This is a genomic window from Streptomyces murinus (assembly GCF_002154555.1).
Lineage (GTDB): Bacteria > Actinomycetota > Actinomycetes > Streptomycetales > Streptomycetaceae > Streptomyces > Streptomyces murinus.
Map to the genome: position 1 here is coordinate 1 of NZ_MUNF01000598.1, position 10,251 is coordinate 10,251.

Genomic DNA, 10,251 nt, shown 5'->3' on the forward strand with positions numbered 1-10,251 from the left:
CGCCCGGACCTCCCGGCCCACCGGGCCCGAACGGCCCGAACGCGGCCCGCCGCGCCTCGAACCCGCCCATGCCCCCACCGTGCCGACCGCGACCCTCGTGCCGCTCGAATCCATGTCCACGCATGGTGATCACTCCATCCCATCGCTGATCTATTGCGTCTGCATCGCGTATCGCTCGCGATGCCTCAACGATATATCGGAACCGATCGCCTGCCAAGCCCTTTGGGACGTCGTCCTCCACTACCCTGCGGTCCATGAGCGCGGGGCTCTGGTCAGGGCGCCGTATCTCCGGGCGGCTCTGGCGCTGTTCGCCGACCTGGTGCGCGCCGCCGGCGGTGGGCCGGTGGCGGACGTGGGCTGCGGGCCCGGACATGTCACCGCTCATCTGCGCGAGCCGGGTGTGGACGCGTTCGGCATCGACCTCTCCTCCGCGATGGTCGACGTGGCCCGGAGTGACCACCCCCGGCTGCGGTTCGCGGTGGGCTCGATGACCGACCTCGACCTCGCCGACACCTCGGTCGCCGGCCTGCTCGGCTTTCACGTCGGCGACGGGTCCAGGCTGAAGACGCAGGGCTACGGCGGCCACAGCGAGGTCGGACCGCATCGCCTCATTTGAGACCGGACAAATACCCTCGAACCTAGCCCTCATCAGGCATGCTGAGTCCGCCGAACAAAAGGGACTTCCAGGGAGTGAGCATGTCGAACATCCCCGCTGATCTGCGGTACGCCGAGTCTCACGAATGGGCTCGGCTGGAGGCGGACGGCACGGTGACGGGCGGGCTCAGCGATCATGCCCAGCATGCGCTCGGCGATGTGGTGTTCGTGGAGCTGCCGGACGTCGGCAAGGTCTTCGCGGCCGGCGAGCCCGTCGGTGTCGTCGAGTCGGTGAAGGCCGCGTCGGACATCTACGCGCCGGTCGGCGGCGAGGTGATCGCGGTGAACGAGGAACTGGCCGGCACCCCGGAGCTCCTCAACGAGGATCCGTACGACGCCTGGATCTTCAAGCTCAAGCCGTCGAACAGGTCCGAGCTGGACAAACTCCTCGACGCCGCCGGCTACCAGGCGGCCATCGGCGACTGACCGCGCCACGCCCGCCCCACCGCCCGCACTCCGCCGGCCACCGAGAGCGTGAAGCGGGCCAGTACTCCCGAATTGGCCTTGGTCCAGGGGCTTGCGCAGCCGCTAGCTTCGGGGAATGCGGATTCGAATCGTGGACGCTTTCACCGACCGGCCCTTCGCGGGCAACCCCGCCGGTGTACTGCTCCTGGACGGCGACGGCTTCCCGGGCGACGGCTGGCTACAGGACGTCGCCATGGAGGTCAATCACGCCGAGACGGCCTTCGCCCACCGGCTGCCCGCGGGCGGCGAAGCGGACTGGGCGCTGCGCTGGTTCACGCCCGTCACCGAGGTGGCGATGTGCGGGCACGCCACGCTGGCCACGGCACATGTGCTGCACACGACCGGGACGCACGAGGGCCCCGTGCGGTTCGCCACCCGCAGCGGGGTGCTCGTCGCCACGCCCGCCGCGGACGGCGCGATCACCCTCGATTTCCCGACCGCGCCGCTCACCCCCGTCGCCGTACCGGACGGCGTCGCCGAGGCGCTGGGCGCGGAACCGGTCGCCGCCTTCGACACCGGGGCGAACGTCGGTGACCTGCTGGTGGAGCTGGCGGACGAGAAGACCGTCCGCGGGCTCGCCCCGGACCACAAGGCCCTCGCCGCCCACTCGGCGCGCGGCATCATCGCCACCGCCCGCGCCGACGACCCCGCGGGGGGCTACGACTACCTCTCCCGCTGCTTCTTCCCGAACGTCGGCATCGACGAGGACCCCGTCACCGGCAGCGCCCACACCGCGCTCGCCCCGCACTGGTCCGCCCGCCTCGGCCGCCCCGACCTCACCGGCCTCCAGGCGTCCCCCCGCACCGGCCTGGTGCGCACCGGACTGCGCGGCGAGCGCACCCTGCTCACCGGCCGCGCGGTCACCGTCATCGAGGGCGAACTGCACGCCGGCCCGGACGCGTGACCGGACGACCGCCTCAGGCCGTCGGCAGCCAGCCCACCTTGCCCGCGAGCAGCGCGTAACCGACGAACGCGCCGATGTCGAGCAGCGAGTGGGCGACGACCAGCGGCCCGACCCGGCCCCAGCGGCGGTAGAGCCAGACGAACACCACGCCCATCACCATGTTGCCGAGGAAGCCGCCGATGCCCTGGTAGAGGTGGTACGAGCCGCGCAGGACCGCGCTGGCCACCAGCACGGTCCCCGGCGCCCAGCCCAACTGGCCCAGCCTGCGCAGCAGATAGCCGACGACGATGACCTCTTCGAGGACCGCGTTCTGCACCGCGGACAGGATCAGCACCGGGAACTTCCACCACACGCCGGGCAGCGCCTCGGGGATGACGGTGAGGTTGAAGCCGAGGCCCCGCGCGGCCAGGTAGAAGGCGATCCCGGTGCTGCCGATCACCGCCGCGACCGCCGCGCCCCGGCCGAGGTCGGGCCAGGGCCGGGTGCGGTCGAAGCCGAGGGTGCGCAGGCTCCTGCCCTCGCGGAGCAGGAAGTGGGCGACCAGGGCGACGGGGACCAGCGCGGTCGCGATGCCGAACAGCTGCCAGGCGAGGTCGAGCCAGGGGCGGCCCGGCGCGGCCGAGGCGTTGAGGGTCGCGGCCTGGTCCTTCAGACCGCCCGGCTTGGTCACCGAGCCGATGAAACTGATCAGCGCGGAGACCCCGCTCGCGCCCAGCGACAGCGCGAGCACGAGGATCGTCTCGTCGCGCAGGATCCGCCGCGTCCGCTGCTCCAGCCCGTCCCCCAACCCGGCCGCCACCTTCACCCCTGCCTCCCACACCTCACGAGCCGACTCCCGCATTGCCCGCAAGGATCGCAGAAGCACCTGGGAGAACCGCGCACCGGGCCACCGAGCCCGACGCGCGGCACCGCGGCTCCCTACGCGCCCGCCATGAACCTCCCGCTCACCCCATCGGCACCGGCTCCGGCAGTCCCACCGGCCACATGTGCACCGGCTCCCCCACATGCATCAGCTCGGCGTACCGCCGTGTCGTCGCGGCCAGCGCGGCCTCCCGGGACAGTCCTCCCTCCAGGGCGCGGTGGAAGGTCGCGGCCTGCCAGGAGGCGCCGTTGACCCGGCGCCGGCAGCGCTCCTCGATGACACCGAGGTAGAGATCGCGGTCGGCCGCCTCGACGCCCCACGCGTCCAGCCCGGCCGAGGCCAGCGGGAGCAGTTCGTCGCGGACCAGGGTGACCGCGTCGACCTCGCCCGTACCGCCGTACCGCCCGCGCCGGGGCCAGACGAAGCGGGCGTCGATGCCGTAGCGGCAGGCCGCGTCGAAGTTGGCCTCGGCGGCGGCGAACGGCAGCCGGGTCCACACCGGGCGGGACTCCTCGGCGAGGGCGCGCACCAGGCCGTAGTAGAACGCCGCGTTGGCGATGACATCGGTGATGGTCGGACCGGCCGGCAGTACCCGGTTCTCCACCCGCAGATGCGGTACGCCGTCCGCGATGCCGTACACCGGCCGGTTCCAGCGGTAGATCGTGCCGTTGTGCAGCACCATCTCGGCGAGTTTCGGGGTGCCGCCGGCGGCGATCACCTCCAGCGGCTCCTCGTCGTCGCAGATCGGCAGCAGGGCCGGGAAGTAGCGCAGGTTCTCCTCGAACAGTTCGTACGCCGAGGACACCCACCGTTCGCCGAACCAGGTCCGCGGCCGTACGCCCTGTGCCTGGAGTTCGGGCGGCCGGGTGTCGGTGGACTGGAGGAACAGCGGTGGCCGCGACTCCCGCCACAGCTCGCGGCCGAACAGGAACGGCGAGTTCGCGCCCACGGCGATCTGCGCCGCGCTCGCCGCCTGCGCCGCGTTCCACACGTCCGCGAACCGTCCCGGCGTCACCTGGAGGTGCAGCTGCACGGAGGTGCAGGCGGCCTCCGGGACGATGGACTTGGCGGTGCAGACCAGATGCTCCACGCCCTCGATGTCGAGCCGGAAGTCCTCCCCGCGCGCGGCCACGATCTGGTCGTTGAGCAGGGTGTAGCGGTCGACCTCGGAGAGGTTGGAGGAGACCAGGTCGTCCCGGCCGAGCGTGGGCAGGATGCCGGTCATCACGATGCCCGCGTCGACCTCACCGGCCTTGCGGTCGGCATAGGCGAGCGAGGTCCGCAACTCCTCGGCGAGGCGGTCGAAGACGCGGCCGCCGAGCCGGTGCGGGGCTATGTTCACCTCCAGATTGAACATCGCGAGTTCCGTTTGGAAGTCACGGCTCGCGATACGTTCGAGCACTTGGCCGTTCAACATTTTCGGCATGCCGTCCGGACCGGCGAGATTCAATTCGATCTCGACGCCCATGAGGTTCCTGGGGCGGTCGAATCGCTTCTCGACCAGCAGTCGCTCCAGCCCCGTCAAGCACTTCTGGAGCTTTTCGCGATAGCGCTGGCGATCGGACAGGTCGAACTGCCCTGCCACGACCTTCTCCCCCATCGAAGTGTCCCTCCTCGGATGGGCGGGCCGGCGTTCCGGCCGCCGGGGCTCCCGGGTCAGGTGGAGTAATGCCCAGTGAAAGCGATCGATAACGTCCCGCGCCACCCGGACGCCCGCTACGCTGTCGTCATGTTCCCTGCGGCACATTCACGGGGCATGTCGCGAGCGCACCTTCGGGTGCCCCGAACGCCTCGTGAAAAACGCCGATGACTTTCGGCCGTCCGCGAGCGGAGCGTATGGCGAGGTCAACGCCGCGTGACCGCCCGTAAACCGGGAGAATTTCCGCGAATCGGCGGCCTATTCCTGCCTTGTGGGGCCCACCGCATTGGGATAGATGAAACTCCGCCTGAACACACGTCGTATAAACTTCGTCCACAAGGCGGGAGGGTGGCGCCCTCGGTCCTGGTCCTGCCGCATTCCTGCCGCTCCGGTTGACGGGCGGCGGAGCGCGCCGCACCCTCGTTCTCCACCGACCGGCCCCCACCTCTCCGGCCTTCCGTGAGCAGACAGCGCCGTCCGCCCCACCTCCCTCGCGCCCCGCGCCTGTCGAATGAGAGGCGACCCACCATGCCGCTTCACGTTGCCCCTGCCCCCGCGCCCGCCCTGCGCTCCGTCCTCACCGCCCTGGGCTCGCCGACCGCGGTCCGTGAGGCCCGCACCCCCTCCCTGCGCGCCGCGCAGGGTCCAGCGACGCCCGAACTCCCGCTGCCCGTCCATGTGTTGGACCGGATCACGCCGCAGGGCCTGTCCGCCACCCGGCTGGCGGGCTGGCGCTTTCTGATCCGCTGCGGCGACCGGGCGGTGGCTGCGGCGGAGACCATGCTCACCCCCGACGGCTGGGCCTTCTCACACTTCTTCGAGGGCCCGTACGTCACCTCCACCGAGCTGGCCCTGAAGCAGGCGGAGACGCTCCAACATCCCTATCAGCCAAGGCTGTTGTCGGTTCCCGGTCTCTACATGCTCACACTGTGGCTGCATGGCGACACCGCGGCCGACGGCGCCGAGGGGCATCCGGCCGCCACCGATCTGCTGGTCCCGCTCGCCCCGGCACCGCCCGGCATCGCGGCGCACCGGCCGCATCCGGTCGCCGATCTGCTCCCGGTGCTCACCCTGCGGGCCACCCGGCTCCCGCTGCTCGGCTCACCGGCGGCCTGACCCGGGACGCCGGACGAATCGGCGGCTCGCCTCCCAGGGCCCGGACGGAACGTCGGTCCGGCCGGGCCCCCGGACGGACTAGTCCACCTCGGCCAGGCGAACCACCCGAATTGACAGGGTAGTTGGGCTGAACCGTCCGCCCGGGTGACGCGTCCTCAACCTGTGGGAAGCGGTGCCTCGAAATCCCTGCGGAACGACGCCCGTGGGGCAAGACTGGGTTCCGAACGACTGCATGACGGGGGACGCCATGACCACCACAGAGCGAGAGATCCCATTCATGTGCCAGCACCAGCCACCGTGCCCGCCAGCCGAATCCGCCGACCGGGAGTCCGCCCGTCTCGTGGCGCACCACCCGGAACAGGGATGGAGCCTGCTGTGCAACGGTGTCCTGTTCTTCGAGGACACCGGTGAGCTGCTGCCCGACGGTCGCGTCATCGCCCCGCACCGCCCGCTCGGCGCGGACGAGGTGATGACCGCCGCCTGAGCGGGGCGGCGCCGCGAGGACGGCGAGGACCCGAGGGGCCGGCCGCACCCGTTCCGGTGCGCGACCGGCCCCGACGTGTCCCCGGCTGGCCCTGTCCCCGCCACGGGGGTGGGATGGAAGGAGACGGCACGGGACACCGGTGAGGAACGGTGAGTCATGTCCGGTTACGACGCGGTCGGACGTGTGGTGGTCGGGGTGAGCGGCTCCCTGGGCAGCGTCACGGCGCTGCGGCGGGCCGGGGCGCTCGCCCGCCGGCTGGGGGCCGAGCTGTGGCCGGTGCTGGCCTGGGAGCCGCCCGGCGGGGATCCGGCCACCCGCCGCTCGGCCGCCGCGGCCGTGCCCGACGACGAGTGGCAGCGGCTGGCCGGGGGCCGGCTGGTCGCGGTGCTGGAGGAGATCTTCGGCGACCGGGGGCCCGGGGTGCCGATCCACGCCCTCGTCGTGCGCGGCACCCCCGGCCGGGCACTGGTGGCGATCGCGGACCGCGAGGACGATCTGCTGGTCGTGGGCGCGGGCCGACGGGGCCTGCAACGCGCCTTCTCCGGCCGGGTCCGCCGGCACTGCCTCGCCCACGCCGGCTGCCCGGTGCTCGCCGTACCGCCGTCCCCGCTGGAGTCCCAGCTGCTCACGGTCCACCGGCGCAACGCCTGGCATCTGCCCATGGACACCCGGGGCCTGTGAGCGCCCCGGCCCGCGCGAGAGGCCCCCTGAGCCGGCCCCGCCAAGGCATCACCGGATGACGCGGGCGGCCGTAGCGGACCCGTCAAGAATCCGGCGCCGCCCATCAGAGCGCCGTCAAGGCATTGTGCCGTTCCGCCCGCGACTGTCTAACGTCGAGGTCATGGAGCACAGCGACGACATACGGGCCCGGGTGACGAGCCCGCGGCCACCGACCACCGCCACCACCGTCGCCTACGACCACGAATGGGCCGGCGAGGTGCGCACCGCCCTGCGCTGCGCCGCCGCCCTGCTCGCGCTGCTGCTGTGCATCGACGGCGCGGCCGGCTCCCTCACCTGGTGGCGGGGCCTGCTGTGGTCCGCCCTGGCCCTGCTCCTGCTCCTCGTCCTGTATCCGGCCAAGGTCTCGGCCGGTGACGGCTGGCTGGCCAGCAGGAGACTGCTGCGCACCCGTCGGGTCCACACCGATCTGCTGGTCGCGGTCCGCCCGCTGGACGGCGTCAACCAGCGGCTGGTGCTGCGCGACCTCCTGGGGAACCGGGTGGAGATCGACCCGGAGGTGCTGGTGCGCAACCCTGCCCTGTGGCACCGGCTCGACGACGGCGCCCGCCACTCGCTGGCCGGCGGCACCCTGCGCTGCGGCACCACCGCCCTCGACCGGCTCGCCCGCCGACTGGACCGCGAGACGGCCCTGGCGGTCTTCCGGGCCTCCGGGCTGAAGTGACCGTGCTCCGGACGACCCCCGCGCACGATGACACTCGGTGGCCACTGATTGCCGGGGGGTGCCCCGCGCCACTCGTTCGGCTCAGCTCCTGATGATCCGCTCCTGCCTCGGCTTCTTGATGCGGCCCTGATGGCACCGCGCCATTCTTAACGCAAGATTGATGCCTCCCCGCCCCTGATCCGGAGGCCCAGGCGTCACGCTCTGCATACGCTGGTGCCGCCGTCCGTGTGATGGCCGAAAAGAGCTGAGCCCCACATCAGGAGCACACCGATGGCCACGACCGAACGCCCTCCCAGTACCGGTCGCCTGCGCGCCTGGATGCTGGAGGGCCTGTCCGACATGGGCAAGAGCGGTGGCCACACCGGACCGCATGCCCAGCCCGAGCCCCCTCACGAGGGGCAGCGGTGGTGGCGGGTCATGTGCCTGACGGGTGTCGACTACTTCTCCACCCTCGGCTATCAGCCGGGCATCGCGGCGCTCGCGGCCGGGCTGGTCTCCCCCATCGCGACCATCGTGCTGGTGCTCGTCACCCTGGCGGGCGCGTTGCCGGTCTACCGGCGGGTGGCCGAGGAGAGCCCGCACGGCGAGGGCTCCATCGCCATGCTGGAACGGCTGCTGTCCTTCTGGAAGGGCAAGCTGTTCGTGCTGACCCTGCTCGGGTTCGCGGCCACCGACTTCCTGATCACCATCACCCTGTCCGCGGCCGACGCCTCCACCCACCTGGTGGAGAACCCGCATCTGACACACGCCCTCCAGGGCAAGCAGATGCTGATCACACTGCTGCTGGTGGCGCTGCTCGGCGCGGTGTTCCTCAAGGGCTTCCTGGAGGCGATCGGCGTCGCGTTCGCGCTGGTGGGCGTCTATCTCGCGCTCAACCTGGTCGTCGTGGCCGTCGGCCTGTACCACGTCGTCACCGCCGAGCACGTGGTCACGGACTGGACCAACGCGCTGACCGTGCAGCACGGGAACATCTTCGTGATGATCGGCGTCGCCCTGATCGTCTTCCCGAAGCTCGCCCTCGGTCTGTCCGGATTCGAGACCGGCGTCGCCGTCATGCCGCATGTGAAGGGCGACCCGGGCGACACCGAGGAGCACCCCACCGGCCGGATCCGGGACGCCAAGAAGCTGCTGACGACCGCCGCCGTCATCATGAGCTGCTTCCTGATCACCAGTAGCTTCATCACCACGCTGCTGATCCCGGAGAAGGACTTCCAGCCGGGCGGCCCGGCCAACGGGCGTGCCCTCGCCTATCTCGCGCACCAGTACCTCGGCGGCGCCTTCGGCACGGTCTACGACGTCTCGACGATCGCCATCCTCTGGTTCGCCGGCGCGTCCGCCATGGCGGGCCTGCTCAATCTGATGCCGCGCTATCTGCCCCGGTACGGCATGGCCCCGCACTGGGCGCGCGCGGTGCGTCCGATGGTCATCGTGTTCACGCTGGTCGCGTTCCTGGTGACCTGGATCTTCGACGCCAACGTGGACAAGCAGGGCGGCGCGTACGCCACCGGTGTGCTGGTGCTGATCAGCTCCGCGGCGATCGCGGTGACCATCGCCGCGCGCAAGGCGGGACAGCGCCGCTGGACCATCGGCTTCGCCGTGATCTCGGTGGTGTTCCTGTACACGACGGTCGTCAATGTCATCGAGCGGCCGGACGGTGTGAAGATCGGTGCCTGCTTCATCGTCGGCATCATCCTGGTCTCGCTGCTGTCCCGGCTGGCCCGCGCCTTCGAGCTGCGCGTGACCAGCGTGACGCTCGATCCGCTGGCGGAACGTTTCATCAGGGACATGGCCAGCCGGAAGATGCGGTTCATCGCGAACGAGCCGGGGCACCGGGACAAGGCCGAGTACCGCGACAAGATCGAGCAGATCCGCGCCGACAACGACATGCCGGAGCAGGAGGACTTCGTCTTCGTCGAGGTCACGGTCACCGACCCGTCCGAGTTCGAGGCGGGTCTGACCGTGCGCGGCGAGGTGCTGCACGAGCGCTACCGGGTGCTGACGCTGGAGTCGGCGTCCATCCCGAACGCCCTGGCGGCGCTGCTGCTCCATGTCCGCGATGTCACCGGCTGCACCCCGCACATCTACTTCGAGTGGACCGAGGGCAGTCCGTTCGCCAACTTCCTGCGGTTCTTCCTGTTCGGGCAGGGCGAGGTCGCGCCGGTCACCCGGGAGGTGCTGCGCGAGGCGGAGCCCGACCGGGACCGCAGGCCGCGTGTGCACACGGGCTGAGCGGCGCCCTATCGTTCTCCGCATGCAGTCCTACACGATCGGCCAGGCGGCGCGGCTGCTCGGCGTCAGCCCGGACACCGCCCGCCGTTGGGCCGACGCGGGCCGGGTGGCCACCCATCGCGACGAGGCGGGGCGGCGGCTGATCGACGGCCGGGACCTCGCCGCGTTCTCCGTCGAACTGGCCAAGGGCGGCAGCGGCGAGGAGGAGACCTCCTACACCTCCGTGCGCAACGCCTTCCCCGGCATCGTCACCGCCATCAAACTCGGCGACGTCGCCGCCCAGGTCGAGATCCAGGCGGGCCCGCACCGACTGGTCTCCCTGCTGACCCGCGAGGCGGTGGAGGAACTCGGCCTGGAGGTCGGCGTGGAGGCAACGGCCCGGGTCAAGTCGACAAACGTCCATATCGACCGCGTCTGACCATCTCCCGCACCGCCCCGACCGGGGGCCAGGCCCGCCCGGACGGCTCGCTCGATTCGGGCGGGCCTGGCCCCCGGT

At 71.2% G+C, this 10,251-nt stretch carries 10 protein-coding genes and 1 pseudogene; 9 read left to right on the forward strand and 2 right to left on the reverse strand.

The window, feature by feature from the left end; translation table 11 throughout:
* Window positions 1-205: 205 nt before the first annotated feature.
* The 3 genes and pseudogenes from CCN72_RS30885 to CCN72_RS30895 form a co-directional block, all read left to right on the forward strand.
* Window positions 206-586 (forward strand): annotated as a pseudogene (locus CCN72_RS30885) (class I SAM-dependent methyltransferase); the annotation flags it as partial.
* 110 nt (window positions 587-696) lie between these two features.
* Entirely contained in the window at window positions 697-1,080 is a 384-nt protein-coding gene (gene gcvH, locus CCN72_RS30890) for a glycine cleavage system protein GcvH (protein ID WP_086811371.1), read from the forward strand.
* Between the two features lie 115 nt (window positions 1,081-1,195).
* On the forward strand, window positions 1,196-2,023 hold the full coding sequence (locus CCN72_RS30895; protein ID WP_086811373.1) for a PhzF family phenazine biosynthesis protein: 828 nt from the start codon (window positions 1,196-1,198) through the stop codon (window positions 2,021-2,023).
* A 13-nt stretch (window positions 2,024-2,036) separates the two neighbouring features.
* Here CCN72_RS30895 and CCN72_RS30900 read toward each other — a convergent pair whose 3' ends face one another.
* Together CCN72_RS30900 and CCN72_RS30905 are read right to left on the reverse strand one after the other, a co-directional pair.
* Window positions 2,037-2,864, reverse strand: a complete 828-nt coding sequence (locus CCN72_RS30900) for a CPBP family intramembrane glutamic endopeptidase (RefSeq protein ID WP_244174565.1) — start codon at window positions 2,862-2,864, stop codon at window positions 2,037-2,039.
* Window positions 2,865-2,967: 103 nt separating this feature from the next.
* Window positions 2,968-4,485: a glutamate-cysteine ligase family protein gene (locus CCN72_RS30905; RefSeq protein WP_085562655.1), complete on the reverse strand. Its 1,518-nt coding sequence runs from the start codon at window positions 4,483-4,485 to the stop codon at window positions 2,968-2,970.
* Window positions 4,486-5,052: 567 nt separating this feature from the next.
* Here CCN72_RS30905 and CCN72_RS30910 point away from each other — a divergent pair.
* From CCN72_RS30910 to CCN72_RS30935, 6 genes are all read left to right on the forward strand, one after another.
* A complete protein-coding gene (locus CCN72_RS30910) occupies window positions 5,053-5,640 on the forward strand; it encodes a hypothetical protein (protein WP_086811376.1) in 588 nt (195 codons plus the stop codon).
* A gap of 277 nt (window positions 5,641-5,917) precedes the next feature.
* On the forward strand, window positions 5,918-6,124 hold the full coding sequence (locus tag CCN72_RS30915) for a DUF5999 family protein (protein WP_085562653.1): 207 nt from the start codon (window positions 5,918-5,920) through the stop codon (window positions 6,122-6,124).
* A gap of 156 nt (window positions 6,125-6,280) precedes the next feature.
* Window positions 6,281-6,805, forward strand: coding sequence for a universal stress protein (locus tag CCN72_RS30920; protein ID WP_086811378.1), 525 nt, complete (start codon window positions 6,281-6,283; stop codon window positions 6,803-6,805).
* Window positions 6,806-6,965: 160 nt separating this feature from the next.
* The gene (locus CCN72_RS30925; RefSeq protein WP_086811379.1) at window positions 6,966-7,526 is read left to right on the forward strand and encodes a hypothetical protein; all 561 of its coding nucleotides are present in this window, start codon (window positions 6,966-6,968) and stop codon (window positions 7,524-7,526) included.
* A gap of 270 nt (window positions 7,527-7,796) precedes the next feature.
* Entirely contained in the window at window positions 7,797-9,755 is a 1,959-nt protein-coding gene (locus CCN72_RS30930; RefSeq protein ID WP_086811381.1) for an APC family permease, read from the forward strand.
* 22 nt (window positions 9,756-9,777) lie between these two features.
* Complete coding sequence (locus CCN72_RS30935; RefSeq protein WP_085562649.1) at window positions 9,778-10,173, forward strand: TOBE domain-containing protein; 396 nt, start codon at window positions 9,778-9,780, stop codon at window positions 10,171-10,173.
* Window positions 10,174-10,251 lie beyond the last annotated feature (78 nt).

What these genes read in the sequence shown, in the direction of transcription:
- CCN72_RS30925 (WP_086811379.1), top strand. Translation starts at nt 6,966, where the DNA reads ATGGAGCACAGCGACGACATACGGGCCCGGGTGACGAGCCCGCGGCCA.
- CCN72_RS30900 (WP_244174565.1), bottom strand. Translation starts at nt 2,864, where the DNA reads ATGCGGGAGTCGGCTCGTGAGGTGTGGGAGGCAGGGGTGAAGGTGGCG.
- CCN72_RS30935 (WP_085562649.1), top strand. Translation starts at nt 9,778, where the DNA reads ATGCAGTCCTACACGATCGGCCAGGCGGCGCGGCTGCTCGGCGTCAGC.
- CCN72_RS30915 (WP_085562653.1), top strand. Translation starts at nt 5,918, where the DNA reads ATGTGCCAGCACCAGCCACCGTGCCCGCCAGCCGAATCCGCCGACCGG.
- CCN72_RS30920 (WP_086811378.1), top strand. Translation starts at nt 6,281, where the DNA reads ATGTCCGGTTACGACGCGGTCGGACGTGTGGTGGTCGGGGTGAGCGGC.
- CCN72_RS30910 (WP_086811376.1), top strand. Translation starts at nt 5,053, where the DNA reads ATGCCGCTTCACGTTGCCCCTGCCCCCGCGCCCGCCCTGCGCTCCGTC.
- gcvH (WP_086811371.1), top strand. Translation starts at nt 697, where the DNA reads ATGTCGAACATCCCCGCTGATCTGCGGTACGCCGAGTCTCACGAATGG.
- CCN72_RS30895 (WP_086811373.1), top strand. Translation starts at nt 1,196, where the DNA reads ATGCGGATTCGAATCGTGGACGCTTTCACCGACCGGCCCTTCGCGGGC.
- CCN72_RS30905 (WP_085562655.1), bottom strand. Translation starts at nt 4,485, where the DNA reads ATGGGGGAGAAGGTCGTGGCAGGGCAGTTCGACCTGTCCGATCGCCAG.
- CCN72_RS30930 (WP_086811381.1), top strand. Translation starts at nt 7,797, where the DNA reads ATGGCCACGACCGAACGCCCTCCCAGTACCGGTCGCCTGCGCGCCTGG.